The sequence below is a fragment of the Thalassobius vesicularis genome (assembly GCF_004799325.1).
Lineage (GTDB): Bacteria > Pseudomonadota > Alphaproteobacteria > Rhodobacterales > Rhodobacteraceae > Thalassobius > Thalassobius vesicularis.
On the sequence record NZ_SSMD01000001.1, the window covers coordinates 239,698 to 254,508 of the forward strand.

The 14,811-nt window shown below is 63.7% G+C and carries 14 protein-coding genes and 1 other RNA gene; 8 read left to right on the forward strand and 7 right to left on the reverse strand.

All coding sequences use genetic code 11. From position 1 onward, the window contains the following. Positions 1-2: 2 nt before the first annotated feature. Positions 3-1,865 (reverse strand): extracellular solute-binding protein, encoded by a 1,863-nt coding sequence (locus E7681_RS01190; RefSeq protein ID WP_246032398.1) that lies wholly within the window; start codon positions 1,863-1,865, stop codon positions 3-5. Positions 1,866-2,102: 237 nt separating this feature from the next. Then, a complete protein-coding gene (locus E7681_RS01195) occupies positions 2,103-2,615 on the reverse strand; it encodes a c-type cytochrome (RefSeq protein WP_342777046.1) in 513 nt (170 codons plus the stop codon). A 134-nt stretch (positions 2,616-2,749) separates the two neighbouring features. Between E7681_RS01195 and E7681_RS01200 the strand changes: the two genes are divergently transcribed. Continuing rightward, a complete protein-coding gene (locus E7681_RS01200) occupies positions 2,750-3,583 on the forward strand; it encodes a prephenate dehydratase (RefSeq protein WP_136337433.1) in 834 nt (277 codons plus the stop codon). A 28-nt stretch (positions 3,584-3,611) separates the two neighbouring features. Here the strand turns inward: E7681_RS01200 and E7681_RS01205 are convergent, their stop codons facing one another. Together E7681_RS01205 and nudC are read right to left on the reverse strand one after the other, a co-directional pair. Then, positions 3,612-4,085 carry an SRPBCC family protein gene (locus E7681_RS01205; RefSeq protein WP_136337434.1) on the reverse strand — a complete coding sequence of 158 codons (474 nt, stop codon included), beginning with the start codon at positions 4,083-4,085 and terminating at the stop codon, positions 3,612-3,614. Positions 4,086-4,128: 43 nt separating this feature from the next. Then, the gene (nudC, locus tag E7681_RS01210; RefSeq protein ID WP_136337435.1) at positions 4,129-5,103 is read right to left on the reverse strand and encodes an NAD(+) diphosphatase; all 975 of its coding nucleotides are present in this window, start codon (positions 5,101-5,103) and stop codon (positions 4,129-4,131) included. Positions 5,104-5,296: 193 nt separating this feature from the next. On the opposite strand from nudC, the gene E7681_RS01215 reads away from it, so the two are divergent. The 4 genes from E7681_RS01215 (at position 5,297) to E7681_RS01230 (ending at position 9,542) form a co-directional block, all read left to right on the forward strand. After that, complete coding sequence (locus tag E7681_RS01215; protein WP_168733129.1) at positions 5,297-7,180, forward strand: bifunctional 2',3'-cyclic-nucleotide 2'-phosphodiesterase/3'-nucleotidase; 1,884 nt, start codon at positions 5,297-5,299, stop codon at positions 7,178-7,180. A gap of 55 nt (positions 7,181-7,235) precedes the next feature. After that, positions 7,236-7,334, forward strand: an RNA gene (gene ffs / locus E7681_RS01220) — signal recognition particle sRNA small type. Positions 7,335-7,498: 164 nt separating this feature from the next. Further along, entirely contained in the window at positions 7,499-8,542 is a 1,044-nt protein-coding gene (gene rsgA, locus E7681_RS01225) for a ribosome small subunit-dependent GTPase A (RefSeq protein ID WP_136337437.1), read from the forward strand. An 82-nt stretch (positions 8,543-8,624) separates the two neighbouring features. Further along, positions 8,625-9,542: an MBL fold metallo-hydrolase gene (locus E7681_RS01230; RefSeq protein WP_136337438.1), complete on the forward strand. Its 918-nt coding sequence runs from the start codon at positions 8,625-8,627 to the stop codon at positions 9,540-9,542. Here the strand turns inward: E7681_RS01230 and E7681_RS01235 are convergent. Both E7681_RS01235 and ypfJ read right to left on the reverse strand, forming a co-directional pair. Continuing rightward, entirely contained in the window at positions 9,520-10,014 is a 495-nt protein-coding gene (locus E7681_RS01235) for a protein-tyrosine phosphatase family protein (protein ID WP_136337439.1), read from the reverse strand. The genes E7681_RS01230 and E7681_RS01235 overlap by 23 nt on opposite strands. Positions 10,015-10,023: 9 nt before the next feature. Beyond that, complete coding sequence (gene ypfJ, locus E7681_RS01240; protein ID WP_136337440.1) at positions 10,024-10,863, reverse strand: KPN_02809 family neutral zinc metallopeptidase; 840 nt, start codon at positions 10,861-10,863, stop codon at positions 10,024-10,026. 197 nt (positions 10,864-11,060) lie between these two features. Between ypfJ and E7681_RS01245 the strand changes: the two genes are divergently transcribed. The 3 genes from E7681_RS01245 (at position 11,061) to recR (ending at position 13,873) form a co-directional block, all read left to right on the forward strand. Next, on the forward strand, positions 11,061-12,827 hold the full coding sequence (locus E7681_RS01245; protein WP_136337441.1) for a DNA polymerase III subunit gamma/tau: 1,767 nt from the start codon (positions 11,061-11,063) through the stop codon (positions 12,825-12,827). A gap of 94 nt (positions 12,828-12,921) precedes the next feature. Next, a complete protein-coding gene (locus tag E7681_RS01250) occupies positions 12,922-13,266 on the forward strand; it encodes a YbaB/EbfC family nucleoid-associated protein (RefSeq protein ID WP_136337442.1) in 345 nt (114 codons plus the stop codon). A gap of 13 nt (positions 13,267-13,279) precedes the next feature. After that, a complete protein-coding gene (gene recR / locus E7681_RS01255; RefSeq protein WP_136337443.1) occupies positions 13,280-13,873 on the forward strand; it encodes a recombination mediator RecR in 594 nt (197 codons plus the stop codon). Positions 13,874-14,055: 182 nt separating this feature from the next. Here the strand turns inward: recR and E7681_RS01260 are convergent, their stop codons facing one another. Then, positions 14,056-14,799 (reverse strand): DUF1013 domain-containing protein, encoded by a 744-nt coding sequence (locus tag E7681_RS01260; RefSeq protein ID WP_136337444.1) that lies wholly within the window; start codon positions 14,797-14,799, stop codon positions 14,056-14,058. Positions 14,800-14,811 lie beyond the last annotated feature (12 nt).

Below are 14,811 nucleotides of genomic sequence, written 5' to 3' on the forward strand. Positions count from 1 at the left end.
ACTTACCTCAGCGCCCCGGCCGCTTTCAACGCGGCAGCCTTGTCGGCGTTGTACCACCAGAAATCCAGCAGACCCATCGAGTATTTCGGCATTTCCGCGGGATGTTCGAACATATCCCAATAGGCCGCCCAGCTAGAGTCGTTGTACCAGACCGGTACCATGAACCGCTCGTACCGCAGGGCACGATCCAGCGCCATCAGGGCGACGTCGCGTTCCTCGGCCGTGGTCGAGTCCAGCGAGGCGTCGATGATCTTGTCGACCAGCGGGCTGGCCAGACCGGCGGGATTGAACAGGCTGAACGCCGCCTCGGTCGAGCCATACATCTGGTGCAGCCCGGTGCCCGTGTCCAAGAAGGTACGGTAGCCGTCGAACACCAGATCATAATCACGATCCCGTTCGCGCAGGGTGTATTGTGAGGGGTCCACCTTCTCGAACTTGGCGTCGATGCCCATCGCCCGCAGGTTCTGGGTAAAGGTTTCCACGACCGCTTCCATCGTCGCCGAACCGCTGGAGGCGATCGGGAACTCGATCGTCATCAGCTGCCCCTGCGCGTTCCGGCGCATCCCGTCGCTGCCAACGGGCCAGCCTGCTTCGTCCAGCAGTTTCATCGCTTTACGCAGGTTGCGGCGGTCGCTCAGCCGATCGGCGTTCGACTCGTGCGCGGTCACCGCAGGTTCGGTCAGCATGTCAGCAGGCACCAGATCGCCCAGCGATTTCAGCAGCTCCAGCTCGGCCCCTTCGGGCGGGCCTTTCGCCTCTAGGTGCGAGCCCTGCACGAACGAATGGCGCTGTTTGAACAGCCCGTATTGCAGCGACTGGTTGGTCCATTCGAAGTTGAACGCCAGCGAGACCGCCTCGCGCACGCGCTTGTCCTTGAAGACCTCGCGCCCCAAGTTGAAGATGATGCCCGTGGGATCGGGCGGCGTGCCATCGGGCAGGGTTTCCAGCTTCACCCACTCTTTCTTGACCGCCGGGAAATCGTACCCCGTCGCCCATTGCTTGGAGTTCCCCTCGGCGCGGAAGGTGTATTCGCCGGCTTTGAACGCCTCAAACGCGGCCGAATCGTCGCCGAAATACTCGATGCGGATGCGGTCAAAGTTGTGGCGGCCGACATTGATCGGCAGGTCCTTGCCCCAGTAATCGGGGTTGCGCTTGTAGACGATCCGGCGGTTCACCTCGTAGCTGTCCAGCATGTACGGCCCCGAGCCGGGCGCCGCATCCATGCGCGGCTCGTCCAGGCGGGCGCCGGTCTTTTCGAACCAGGCCTTGGGCCAGACCGGCACGCCGCCGACCTGATCAATCAGGCTGCGCCGGGAAATTCCGGTGGCAAAGGTGAACCGGACGGTGTGGTCGTCCAGCGCCTCGGCACTCAGAACGCGTTTCTTCACAGCCTGCGCGTACGACGGCAGTCCCTGCTCCAGCAGCAGGTTGTGCGAGAACACCACGTCATGCGCTGTCAGCGGCGAGCCGTCAGAGAACTTCGCCTCGGGGCGCATGTGGAAGATGACCCAGGTTTTGCCCTCATCATATTCCAGGCTTTCGGCCAGCAGGCCGTAGGCCTCGTCATTCACGTCCGCCGGTGCGCTGCCGCCCGAACTGGGCTCCTCGCCCAGCAGGCTTTCGTACACCATCCAGCTATAGCGGCCCGCGCGGCCCTTGCGGCTGTAGGGGTTCATCGAATCGAATGTCCCCGGCGCCCAAAGCGCGATTTCCCCACCCTTCGGCGCATCCGGGTTCACATAGTCGAAATGCTTGTAATCGGCGGGGTATTTCAGATTCCCGAAATACGAATAGCCGTGCGACTTGATGATCTTCTGTGCCCCGGCCCAAGCGGGCATCGCCAGCAGCATCGCCCCAAGGGCCATCAGCGCCAGCATCCATGCCATCGGCAGGGTCGAGCACGTTTTCGCGCGAACATTGGAACGGATCGGTTTCAATTGCTCGTCCTCCTCAGCGGATTGTTCCCGCGAAGGTAAAGGGCCGGTGCGACCATGTTCAAGCGGGTAATCCGTTGCTCACCGGGATTTGTGCGACTGCGAGGGGCACAAAAGCAAAGGCCGCCGCCCAATGGGCAGCGGCCTGAATTTCGCGGTGCAGGATGCTTACTTGATGGTTGCCAGGTAAGCGACCAGATCTGCGCGTTCTTCGATCTTTTTCAAGCCGGCGAACGACATCTTGGTGCCGGGAGCAAAGCCCTTCGGGTTTTCCAGGAAGTGGTTCAGGTTCTCCGGCGACCAAACGTCCGCAACGGCTTCGAATGCGCCCGAGTAGGAGTAGCCGTTGGCAGCGTCGACCGGACGGCCAACAACGCCGGACAGGTACGGGCCGGTTGCGTTGGCGCCATCTTCCAGCTTGTGGCAGGCCTTGCACTTGCCGAACAGCTTTTCGCCTTTGGCGACGTCAGCAGCTGCCAGCAGCGCGTTGAAGTCAGGTGCGTCCGCCTCTTCCTTGGCTTCACCATGCGAATCGTCCGCGCCGGTGTCGATCACATAGGCTTGCTCGGCATGGTCACCGTGACCGCCGCCGACATGGTACAGCGACTCTGCCGCCCAGTTGCCCAGCAGGAACACCAGAAGCGAGCCACAGAGTGCGCCGCCGACTTTGGTAAGGGTCATCGTGTCAAACATGGTTCGCCCGTCTATTTCGTGTCTGTCGGCGCGTATGTATCCGCTTCCCCTTGCATTACGCAAGGTGTAGTTTCCGCGACCAAACGCCCAAGAGGCAGAAAAATCGACAGGAATGACAGAAAATGACCAATCGCATTGCCTTTCAGGGTGAACCGGGCGCCTATTCCCACCAAGCCTGCCGTCAGGCCCGCCCCGACATGGAGGCCCTGCCCTGCCGCACCTTCGAGGACGCGATCGACGCCGTGAACTCGGGCGAGGCTGATCTGGCGATGCTGCCGGTCGAAAATTCGACCTATGGCCGCGTGGCTGACATCCACTCTCTGCTGCCCGAATCCGGCCTGCACATCATCGAGGAACATTTCGTCCGTGTGCACATCAACCTGCTGGCCCTGCCCGGCACCAAACTGGCCGACGTGAAAACCGCGATGAGCCACACCGTCCTGCTGGGCCAGTGCCACGGCTTTCTGCGTGAACACGGCATCCGTCGCATCATCGGCGCGGACACCGCAGGCTCGGCTCGGCATGTGGCCGAACAGCACGATGCGTCGCTGGCGGCGCTGGCCAGCGAACTGGCGGGCGAGATCTACGGCCTGGACGTGCTGGCCCGCCACATCGAGGATCAGGGCAACAACACCACCCGCTTCCTGCTGATGAGCCGCGAAGCCGACCATTCGCGCCGCGGCGGCAATGGCATGATCACCAGCTTCGTGTTCGAGGTCCGCAACATTCCGGCGGCGCTGTATAAGGCGATGGGCGGTTTTGCCACCAACGGCATCAACATGACCAAGCTGGAAAGCTACATGGTCGGCGGCTCGTTCACCGCGACGCAGTTCTATGCCGATATCGAAGGCCACCCCGAAGACCCCAACGTCAAGCTGGCGCTTGAGGAACTGGACTACTTCACCACCAACGTGAAGATTCTGGGCGTCTACCCGGCGGATGAGCGGCGCCACTAAGGCGCCCGCTTACCACCCCGGCAGAGGGTCAGTGCGCGCCCATCTTGGTGTGCCGCTTTTCCAGCTGCCGGGCGTAATCGGCCATCATGCCTTCGAACCGGCGACCGATCTGGCCCTTTGCCAGTTTCAGCGATTGCAGCAGCAGGCGGGCGGACAGGGTTTTCGCCTCCATCCCGACGGTCGTCGCCATCCGGGTGCGGGTGCGTGACATCGGCAGCAACTCGATCTGCATCAGCGCCTCCATCCCCTGCCCCACGGCGCGATAGCACGCCTTTTCCGTCGGCTCGTAATCAACCAGCTCGACCGAGATTTCGCGGGGTTTGCCCCTGAAACTGAAGTTCACACGCCATTTCGCACCCGGCCCCAAGGGACCGTCGCCATCGACCCGCTCGACCTCGGCCCCGCGGCGCAGCGCGGCCTTTTCGAAACTCTGGAAGTCGGACAGGCATTCAAAGACGTAGTCCGCCGGCGCTGCGATGTCTTCGCGGGTGGTAATTTCCATCCTGTAGCTCTCGTTCTTGCTCTGCTCTGGCGGCAGTTTTGCGTCAATCCAACCGGTCGGCAAGCCAGTTCCGCAAAAGGAACTGCGCAATGGCCCCTTTTCGCGCAGGCATCAGACCCGGATGCCGCCCAGAGAACGCCAGCATGATCTCTTCGCGGGCAAACCAGCGCGCATCCTCGATCTCTTTGGGGTCGATATTGATGTCCCGGCTCAACGCCCGGCCACGGCAACCGAACATCAGCGAGGACGGAAACGCCCAGGGCTGGCTGGCAAGATAACCGACCTCTCCCACCTTCACGCCCGCCTCTTCGCGCACTTCGCGGCGCACGGCGGCTTCGATGGTTTCGCCCGGTTCGACGAACCCGGCCAGCAGCGAGTACATCCCCTTTGGCCAGCCATGCGAGCGGCCCAGCAGCACGTCATTGCCATGCGTGATCAGCATGATGACGACCGGGTCGGTGCGAGGGAAATGCTGGCCGCCGCAAGACGGGCAATTGCGCTGCCAACCGGCCATCGCCTGCTGGCTTTCAGCACCGCACATCGCGCAGAACCGGTGCGAGCGGTGCCAGCTGAACAAGGCCCGCGCGGTCGCTGCCAGTTCGGCATCGCGGGCGCTGATCCGGGTCATCACGCCCCGCAGTTCCGAGAACAGAAAATGTGGCGGCAGCGCCGGATGGTGCTGCTCGCTGCGGTCCATGAAGCTGTTCAGCTGCGCCAGATCCACGTCATCGGGATCCCAGCCCGAGATATCCTGCGCGAAGACCGGCCCCTCGTCCTCAATCCCCAGGAAAATCGGATCGGCCTTTGCCTCGGACAGAACGGGGTGATCCATTTGCACCCGCGCCAGATCGGCCGATCGGTCCGGCAGCCAAGCCATCAGCGGCTTGCCACGCCATAGAACGATCGAAACCGCACGCGGATCGGCCTGCAACTCGGCCAGACGCGCCGCATCGCCCCGAAATTCCGCCGCGCGCTCCAACCCCGAGCCGCCAAATGTCACCTGTTCCGCCAGTTTCATCGCTGTCTCCCATCACCCTCGGCCTCGACTTAAGCGATTATGCTGGGCATTTTCACCCGAAAAATCATATCCTTGCCGCAAAGTAGAAAAGCGAGGTCACAAATACGCTTTAATCTGAACATGTTTTCTATTCAAAACCATAACGAACCTGAACTTTTAGGCCACGCACACAACCTAAAGGCAAATGGCGTCCATGCCCAAGACCGAACAAAGCGGGTTTCGACCTGCACCAATAGAAATTTGCGACGAAGAAATTCATCTGAGGCTGCTTCAGACGACCGACATCCACGTCAACCTGCTGCCCTACAATTACTTCACCGATCGTCCTGACCCCCAGGTGGGTCTGTCACAGCTTGCCGGCATGATTCGCCAGGCGCGTGCCGAGGTGCCGAACACCTTGTTGCTGGAAACCGGGGATTTCCTGCAAGGTACGCCGCTTGGCGATGTCTACGCCGAGCGCAATCCCGAGGGCGAAGCCCTTCACCCCGCCATTACCATGATGAACGCGCTGTCCTATGACGCCTGCGGGCCGGGCAATCACGAGTTCAACTACGGGCTGGAGTTTCTGACAAACGTCGTCTCGGGCGCCCAGTTTCCCGTCGTGCTGGCCAACGCCGCCCGCAAACTGGGTCCGACGCCAGATCAGGACGACACGCTTTTCCCGCCCTTTACGCTGCTTGAACGAACGTTCACCGACCAGGCGGGCCAGTCCCACAGCCTGAAGATCGGCGTCATCGGCTTTGTGCCGCCGCAGATCTCGATTTGGGACCGGCGGCATCTGGAAAACAAGCTTTACGTCCGCGGCATCACGCAGGCGGCGCGGGCATGGGTGCCCAAGCTGAAACAGGCCGGGGCCGATCTGATCATCGCACTCAGCCATTCCGGGATCGGCAACGCCGAGGATTTTGACCTGCAGGAAAACGCCAGCATCCCGCTGGCAGCCATCGACGGCATCGACGTGCTGTTGTGCGGCCACCAGCACCGCCGTTTTCCCGGCCCGACCTTCGAAGGTGTCGAAGGCGTGGACCACATCCGCGGTACTCTGCACGGTAAACCCGCGGTGATGGCGGGGTTCTTTGGCTCGGACCTTGGCGTGATCGAGCTGGCCCTGAAACGCGACGACGCTGGCAAATGGCAGATCGCGCGACACAAATCCTACCTGAAACCCATCCCCGAGGACGTGCTGGAAAACGCACAGATCCCGGTCGAGATGGAGGCCGAGCATACCGAAACACTCTGTCATATCAGGACGGCGGTGGCCACGGTGGCGCAGCCGCTGCACACCTATTTCGCATTCGCCGGGTTCGATCTGGCGACGCGTGCGGTGGCGATGGCACAACTGGATTTCGTGCGTCAAAAGCTTGGCGAGCAGGACATTCCGCTGCTTTCGGCTGCCTCGCCGTTCCGCGCGGGTGGCCATGCCGGCCCCGACAACTATACCGAGGTGCCCGCAGGCGCACTGACCCTGCGCGGCTTGGCCGACCTTTATCAGTTTCCCAACACGCTGAACGTGCTGCGTGTCTCCGGTGCGCAGCTGCGCGACTGGCTGGAGCGCGCGGCGGGCAAGTTCCGCCAACTTTTGCCGGGGCGTCCGGATCAGCCTTTGCTGGACCCCGACTTCCCCAGCTACAATTTCGACTCGATCTTCGGGCTGGATTACCAGATCGACCTGTCGCAACCGGCCAAATTCGCGCTGGACGGCAGCTTGGCCCACCCCTCCGGCACGCGCATCCGCGATCTGGAATATCAGGGCAATCCGCTGAAGGACGATCAGGAATTTCTGCTGGTCACCAACAGCTACCGCGCGGGTGGTGGCGGCAATTTCGCCGGGGCGGGGCCAAAACAGCAGGTTCTGGCCGTCACCGAGGAAATCCGCACGATCCTATCGGATTGGGCACGCGGCAAGCAGCTGGAAATCCCGCGGCAAATGAACTGGCGGTTCCGCCCGATGCCCGGCACGACGACCCTGTTGGAATCCGCCCCCAAGGCGCGCGATTACCTGTCGGGGCTGCCGCTGAACCTGACCGAAGCAGGCCCCGCCGAGAACGGGTTCAGCTACTACCGGCTGGCGCTGTAACCGAAGGATGACGCAACGCCTTGCGAATCCGGGGCCACACTCCTATATGGACCCCTGAGAGGTTGGCGCGGGCAAGCTCCTCGCCAACCCGGTCAGGTCCGGAAGGAAGCAGCCGTAACGAGTCCCGCTTGGGTCGTTGTCCAGCCTCTCACCTACGCCTTAACGCCACGCCACAGGAGGGTTTCGATGATTGTCGCACGTTTTGCCCTTCGGGCAGTTGCAGCCTAAGGCCAGCGCCATTTCCGGATTGCCCGAAACCGTTTCGCCCCGCCGCCCGACCGGCACGGGGTGTCTTTCTGCGTTTTTGAAGGCAGACCGATGACATTCGACCTGAAAACCCTTGGCTGGACCCAGCATTTCACAGGCCAGCTGAGCCCCGAAGAATTTGAAACCCTGACGCCCGTGCGCATCGCCGAGGTGCGCCGCCGCAGCCTGATCGCGCTGGATGCAGCGCAAACCCGGCACGAACTGGCCCTGACCGGCGAGTTTATTGCCAGCGACTTTGCCGTGGGCGATTTCGCCCTGTCTGATGGCGAGCGGATCATCCGCCTGCTGGACCGGCGCTCGCTGATTTCGCGCAAGGCGGCCGGGATCGCGTCCGAAACCCAGCTGATCGCGGCGAATATCGACACGCTGTTCATCACCACCTCGTGCAACCACGACTTCAACGAGGCCCGGCTGGAACGCTACCTGGCCATCGCGATCGAGGCCGGGATCGACCCGGTGATCGTCATCACCAAGGCCGACAAGCCCGAGGAGATGAGCGCCGACGCCTACACCGATCGTGCCCGCGCGCTCTATCGCGATTTGCAGGTGGTGACGCTGAACGCCAAGGACCCCGCCGACATCGCGCGGCTGGCCCCCTGGTGCGGCACCGGGCAGACGTTGGCGCTGGTCGGCTCGTCCGGCGTGGGCAAATCCACCGTCGCGCGCGGCCTGACCGGCGAAGACCTGGCCGTTGCCGATATCCGCGAGGATGACGCCAAGGGCCGCCACACCACCACCGCGCGTTCGATGTACCGGATGCACGATGGCGGCTGGCTGATCGACACGCCAGGAATGCGAGAGCTGGCCCTGCACGACGCCGCCGACGGGATCGACGCGCTGTTCTCTGACATCACCGATCTGGCGGCGACCTGCAAATTCTCGGACTGCCAGCACGAAACCGAACCCGGCTGCGCCATCCGCGCCGCCATCGACTCCGGTGATCTGGACGAGGACCGGCTGGACCGCTGGCGCAAGCTGAAGGACGAGGACGCGCGCAACTCGGAAACCGTGGCCGAGGCACGCCAGCGCGGCCGCAAGTTCAGCAAGATGGCGAAATCGGTGATGAAGGCCAAACGCGCCCGCCGCGGCGAGTAAGCCCAGCGGCAATCCGGCGCGTTGCCGGGTTGCCCGGTGCGGGTCATCATACCCCTTCGGTTCAGTCGCGAGGGAGACGCCCATGACCCGCATTTTCACTCTGATCACGTTGGCGGTGACGCTGTTGTCCGGGCCTGTTTCGGCCCAGATGACCGTTACGCAGATCGCACCCGACACCTATGCGCTGGTGGGGCCGCTGGGCAATCGCGACTCTGAAAACCTGGGCAACAACGCCACGTTCGGGCTGGTTGTGACGACCGAAGGCGCGATCCTGATCGACGCGGGCGGCAGCTACAAGGGCGCGCAGATGCTGGACCAGACGATCCGCACGGTGACGGATCAGCCGGTGAAATACGTCATCAATACCGGCGGGCAAGATCACCGCTGGATTGGCAACAGCTACTGGAAAGAGCACGGCGCAACCGTCATCGCCTCAGCGGATGCGGTGGCGGACCAGACCGCCCGCGCCTCGATGCAGCAGACGGGGCTGTCGATGCTGATCGGCACAGACGGGCTGGCCGGCACCAATCCCGCCTATGCCGACATCACCTTTGACGAATGGTACGACCTGACCCTTGGCGGCGTGACGCTGCAGATCAGCCATCAGGGTGGGGCACATACCCCCGGCGACAGCTTTGTCTGGCATCCCGCTGCGCAGACGGTCTTTGCCGGTGATATCGTTTACGTCCAACGCATCCTTGGCGTGCTGGAGGTTTCGGACGCCGCCAACTGGCTGACCGCATTTGACGCGATGGCCGCGTTGAACCCGGCCCATATCGTCCCCGGCCACGGCGATGTGACGGACCTCGCAACCGCCACCCGCGACACCCGCGACTACCTGCAAAACCTGCGGGACCGGATTCGCGCGCATATCGACGAAGGCGGGGACATCATCGGCTCGGTCGAGGTGAACCAGTCGGCGTTTGAATACCTGGAAAATTTCGACATTCTGGCCCGCCGTAACGCGCAGGCCGTTTTCAGCCAGATGGAGTGGGAGTAGTCGCCCATTTCATCTGCTCGTCGGTCTCGACCGCGCAGGGCCTGATCCGGCGCAGATGGGCAAGTGCTGCGTCCGGTTTCTCTCCGGCCTCGATCATCAGGCGCAGCGCCGCCATGCCTGATCGCCCGCACCCGCCCATGCAGTGGATCAGCACCCGGCCACCCCCGGCCAGCGCCTGACGGGCGGCGCGGCTGACCTCGGGCCAGTGTTCTGCGACCTGCGCGTTGGGCGTTCCGAAATCCGCGACCGGCAAGTGATGCCAGCGCGCGCCCCTGTCCTGAATATCCGCCCCGAGCGTCTGCGCCCCGTGCGCCGTCATCTCGGCCAGTGTCGTCATCGAGATCAGCATCGCCGGCTGCCATTCCCGCAAATGCTCCAGATCGGCGGCATAGCTGCCACCGCGTCCGGGCAGAGGGGAAATCGCCAGTATCCCGTTTCCGACCTGCAAGGCGTGTATGACGAAATCCGGCACCCCGCCCCCCTATGGATTACGGACCGACCAGGTATCGCAGCTGTCGATCTTGCCGCTTTTGTACCCGGTTGCGAACCAGCGCGCCCGCTGCGCGGATGTGCCATGCGTAAAGGTATGAGGCTGCGGCACCCGGCCCGCCCGCTTTTGCAGGTGATCGTCCCCGATCATGCGGGCTGCATTCAGCGCTTCCTCGATGTCGCCCGGCTCCAGCATTCCGCCGACCTGACGCGCCCAGACACCCGACAGGCAATCAGCCTGCAGCTCCAGCCGCACGGTCAGCGCGTTCGCCTCGGTCTGGCTGGCCTTCTGGCGGGCGGCGTTCACCTGTTCAAGGATCCCCAGCTCGTTCTGAACATGGTGCGCCACTTCGTGCGCGATCACATAGGCCGCCGCGAAATCCCCCCGCGCGCCCAGCTGGCGGGACAGGGTGGCAAAGAAATCGGTGTCCAGATACGCCTTTTCATCCGACGGGCAATAGAACGGCCCCGTCGCCCCGCTGGCCCCGCCGCACGGGCTTTGCGTGACACCGGAATACAGCACCAGAATGGGCGGCTGATACTCGGCATCCAGCTGGTCGGCGAACAGGTCGGTCCACACGTCCTCGGTCGTCGTCAACACGCGCGAGGAAAACTGCGCCGCCTTCTCCTCTTCCGCCGTCAATTCACGAGGGGTAACGGCCTGCGAACTGGTCGCCCCGTCCAGCAGGGGCGAGACATCAATCCCCGCGAAATAGCCGATGGCCAGAATGATCAGCAAACCCACGCCGCCGATCCCCGCCTTGCCACCCGCGCCACCGCTGCGGCGGCGATCCTCGATGTTGCGGCTGCCGCGGACACCTTTCAGACGCATGACATTCCCCCCGTTTTTATCGACGTTAGCGCCTTTGCCCCTTTCTGCACATGGAAAATCCGGCACCGTTTTCCCCGTGACCCACGGGCCCCTGCGTCAACACGCGGCGCGGGCGGGCGGTTCCCACGGGCATTCCGGTAGACGCGCCGCCCCGTCCCGCTTACCTTGGCCCGGTACGACGAATCCGAAGGCACCTCATGAGCGACACCCCAACCAAAGGCTATCAGGTTCTGGCCCGCAAATACCGGCCCGAGACCTTTGCCGATCTCGTCGGGCAGGATGCGATGGTCCGCACCCTGAAGAACGCGTTCGAGGCGGACCGCATCGCGCAGGCCTTCATCATGACCGGCATCCGTGGCACCGGCAAAACCACCACCGCCCGGATCATTGCCAAGGGCATGAACTGCATCGGCCACGATGGCACAGGCGGCCCCACCACCGAACCCTGCGGCAAGTGTGAGCACTGCGTCGCCATCATGGAAGGCCGCCATGTCGACGTGATGGAGATGGACGCCGCATCGCGCACCGGCGTCAACGACATCCGCGAAATAATCGACAGCGTGCACTACCGCGCGGCCTCGGCCCGCTACAAGATCTACATCATCGACGAAGTGCACATGCTCTCGACCAGCGCCTTCAACGCGCTGCTCAAGACGCTCGAAGAACCGCCCGCGCATGTGAAATTCATCTTCGCCACCACCGAGATCCGCAAGGTTCCCGTCACCGTCCTGTCGCGCTGCCAGCGCTTCGACCTGCGCCGGATCGAACCCGAGGTGATGATCGCCCTGCTGCGCAAGATCGCCACCGCCGAAAACGCGCAGATCACCGACGACGCGCTGGCGCTGATCACCCGCGCCGCCGAAGGTTCGGCCCGTGATGCGACCTCGCTCTTGGATCAGGCGATCAGCCACGGGGCCGGCGAAACCACCGCCGATCAGGTCCGCGCGATGCTGGGCCTGGCCGATCGTGGCCGCGTGCTGGACCTGTTCGACCTGATCATGAAAGGCGACGCCGCCGGCGCCCTGACCGAGCTGAGCGCGCAATATGCCGACGGTGCCGACCCGATGGCCATCCTGCGCGATCTGGCCGAGGTCACGCATTGGGTCTCGGTCGTGCAGATCACGCCCGAAGCCGCCGAAGACCCCACCGTATCCCCCGACGAACGCGCCCGCGGGCAGGAAATGGCCAAGGCCCTACCGATGCGCATCCTGTCGCGCATGTGGCAAATGCTGCTCAAGGCGCTGGACGAGGTCGGCAGCGCCCCCAACTCCATGATGGCCGCCGAAATGGCCGTGATCCGCCTGACCCACGTCGCCGAACTGCCCACCCCCGAAGACCTGGTGCGCAAGCTTCAGAACGCAACACCCCCGCCAGCCCCCGGTCCGGGCGGCGGCGGCATGTCCGCCCCCGGCAACGGTGGCGGCGGACGTGGTGGCATGACCTCGGCCTATTCCGGCGCGACCACGGGGGGCAACCCCGGCGGTAACGGCCCGATGATGGCCCTTGCGCAGGATGTCGATCAGGCCCTGGCCCGCTTCCCCACCTTTGAACACGTGGTCGAGTTGATCCGAACCAACCGCGACGCGAAACTGCTGGTCGATGTCGAAACCGGCGTCCGGCTGGCCGCCTACCGCCCGGGCCGGATCGAGTTTCAACCCTCGGACAAGGCCCCCTCGGACCTCGCCTCGCGCCTCGGCAGCGCCCTGCAACGCTGGACCGGCAATCGCTGGGTCGTGACCCTGGTCAAGGACGGCGGCGCCGAAACCATCGCCCAGAAACGCGACGCCGCGGACCTTGCGATCAAGGCCGAAGCCGCGCAACACCCGATGGTGCAAGCCGTTCTGGCCGCCTTCCCCACGGCCCGCATCACCGAGGTCCGCACCCGTCAGGAACTGGCCGCCGAAATCCAGGCCGAAGCCCTGCCCGAGGTCGAAGACGAATGGGACCCGTTCGAAGAGGACTGAGACGCTTTGCCTGTCGCCATTCCCGGCGCCATATGCTTAACACCCCGCGACACAAGATGCGGCCCCGGCCGCCCATGCAGACGGAGAGACGAACATGCTGAAAGGACTCGGCGGCCTTGGCGACATGGCCAAGATGATGAAAGCAGCCAAGGAAATGCAGGAGAAAATGGCCACCCTGCAAGACGACATGGCCCGCATGACCGTGACCGGTGAATCCGGCGCCGGGCTGGTCAAGGCAACCTGCACCCTGAAATCCGAACTGACCGCGCTGGACATCGACCCCTCGATCTTCAACGCCGATGACAAGGAAGTCGTCGAAGACCTGATCCTGGCCGCCATCAAGGACGCCCAAGGCAAAGCCGCCGAAGCCGCCCAGGCCGAAATGTCGAAACTGACCGAAGGGCTGGGCCTGCCCGCCGACATGAAGCTGCCGTTCTGATCGCAGCCCGAACATGAGCAGCAACCGCGACATCGACGCCCTCATCGAGATGATGGCGAAACTGCCGGGACTGGGCCCACGGTCCGCCCGGCGCGCGGTGCTGCACATGATCCGCAAGCGCGGCCTGCTTCTGACGCCACTGGCCGAGCTGATGCAAACCGTCGCCGCCTCGGCACGCGAATGCCTGAACTGCGGCAATATCGGCACCGGCGACATCTGCGACATCTGCGCCTCCGAGGCACGCGCCAACGGCCTGCTCTGCGTGGTCGAGGACGTGGCCGACCTCTGGGCGATGGAACGCTCCGGCGTGTTCAAGGGCCGTTACCACGTGCTGGGCGGAACCCTGTCGGCCCTGGCCTCGGTCGGTCCGGAAGACCTGCGCATCCCCCGCCTGCTGGACCGCGTGAAAACCGAAGGCATCACCGAGGTCATCCTGGCCCTGAACGCCACCGTCGACGGCCAGACCACGGCCCATTACATCGCTGACCAGCTCGAAGGCACGGTCGCGCTCAGCTCTCTTGCCCAGGGCGTCCCGATAGGCGGCGAGCTGGACTACCTGGACGATGGCACCATCACCGCCGCGCTGAACGCACGTAAACGGTTCTAGGGGGCGCTGCCCCCGTCGCCTTGCAGGCGACTCCCCCGGGATATTTTCAAAAAGAAGAAGAACAAGGCGCGTCGCGCCCCTGGTTTCTTTCTGATCCAAATACTCATGACCGAACGCGGCAGCCTGCGAAACGACAAAGGCCCGGACGATCGCCGGGCCTTGCGTTTTGAACGTACCTGAAATCAGGGCTGTTCGTCGTCGTCCGAGCCGCCCGGCAGGTTAAAGAAGCTGTCGGCGTCGATGATGTCGTCGTCCTTGTCGTCCTCGTCATCCTCGCGCAGGCTGAAGGTTTCCAGGCCTTCGATCGCAGTGGGAATCTTGGGCTCGGGCGCCATGCCCAGCGACTGTTCGGTCGACAGCAGCTTGCGGCGCTCATCGTCCGACATCGCGGCGCCATCGGCGGCGCGCTTGGCGGCGGCCTTCTGCACGGCCGCGTCCAGTTCGGACTGTTTGCACAGGCCCAGAGCGACCGGGTCGATCGGCTGCATGTTGGCGATGTTCCAGTGGGTCCGCTCGCGGATCGACTGGATGGTCGGTTTGGTGGTGCCCACCAGCTTGGCGATCTGGCCGTCGGTCAGCTCGGGGTGGAATTTCACCAGCCACAGGATCGAGTTCGGGCGGTCCTGACGCTTGGACAGCGGGGTGTAGCGCGGGCCGCGGCGTTTTTCTTCGCCTTGGGCGGCGGCGTTGAACTTCAGCTTCAGCTTGTGCAGCGGGCTTTTCTCGGCCTTGGCGATCTCGTCCTCGGTCAGCTGGTTGTTGGCCACCGGGTCAAAGCCTTTGACGCCCGGCGCCACGTCGCCATCCGCGATGCCCTGGATTTCAAGCTCGTGCATTCCGACGAAATCGGCGATCTGCTTGAAGCTGATCGTGGTGTTGTCGATCAGCCAGACAGCGGTCGCTTTCGCCATGATCGGTTTGGACATGTCATCTCTCCT

Excerpts from the sequence above, each read along its gene's own strand:
- nudC (WP_136337435.1), bottom strand. The coding sequence starts at position 5,103 with ATGAAACTGGCGGAACAGGTGACATTTGGCGGCTCGGGGTTGGAGCGC.
- E7681_RS01215 (WP_168733129.1), top strand. The coding sequence starts at position 5,297 with ATGCCCAAGACCGAACAAAGCGGGTTTCGACCTGCACCAATAGAAATT.
- E7681_RS01200 (WP_136337433.1), top strand. The coding sequence starts at position 2,750 with ATGACCAATCGCATTGCCTTTCAGGGTGAACCGGGCGCCTATTCCCAC.
- rsgA (WP_136337437.1), top strand. The coding sequence starts at position 7,499 with ATGACATTCGACCTGAAAACCCTTGGCTGGACCCAGCATTTCACAGGC.
- E7681_RS01190 (WP_246032398.1), bottom strand. The coding sequence starts at position 1,865 with ATGGCCCTTGGGGCGATGCTGCTGGCGATGCCCGCTTGGGCCGGGGCA.
- E7681_RS01230 (WP_136337438.1), top strand. The coding sequence starts at position 8,625 with ATGACCCGCATTTTCACTCTGATCACGTTGGCGGTGACGCTGTTGTCC.
- E7681_RS01245 (WP_136337441.1), top strand. The coding sequence starts at position 11,061 with ATGAGCGACACCCCAACCAAAGGCTATCAGGTTCTGGCCCGCAAATAC.
- E7681_RS01260 (WP_136337444.1), bottom strand. The coding sequence starts at position 14,799 with ATGTCCAAACCGATCATGGCGAAAGCGACCGCTGTCTGGCTGATCGAC.
- recR (WP_136337443.1), top strand. The coding sequence starts at position 13,280 with ATGAGCAGCAACCGCGACATCGACGCCCTCATCGAGATGATGGCGAAA.
- ypfJ (WP_136337440.1), bottom strand. The coding sequence starts at position 10,863 with ATGCGTCTGAAAGGTGTCCGCGGCAGCCGCAACATCGAGGATCGCCGC.
- E7681_RS01250 (WP_136337442.1), top strand. The coding sequence starts at position 12,922 with ATGCTGAAAGGACTCGGCGGCCTTGGCGACATGGCCAAGATGATGAAA.
- E7681_RS01205 (WP_136337434.1), bottom strand. The coding sequence starts at position 4,085 with ATGGAAATTACCACCCGCGAAGACATCGCAGCGCCGGCGGACTACGTC.
- E7681_RS01195 (WP_342777046.1), bottom strand. The coding sequence starts at position 2,615 with ATGACCCTTACCAAAGTCGGCGGCGCACTCTGTGGCTCGCTTCTGGTG.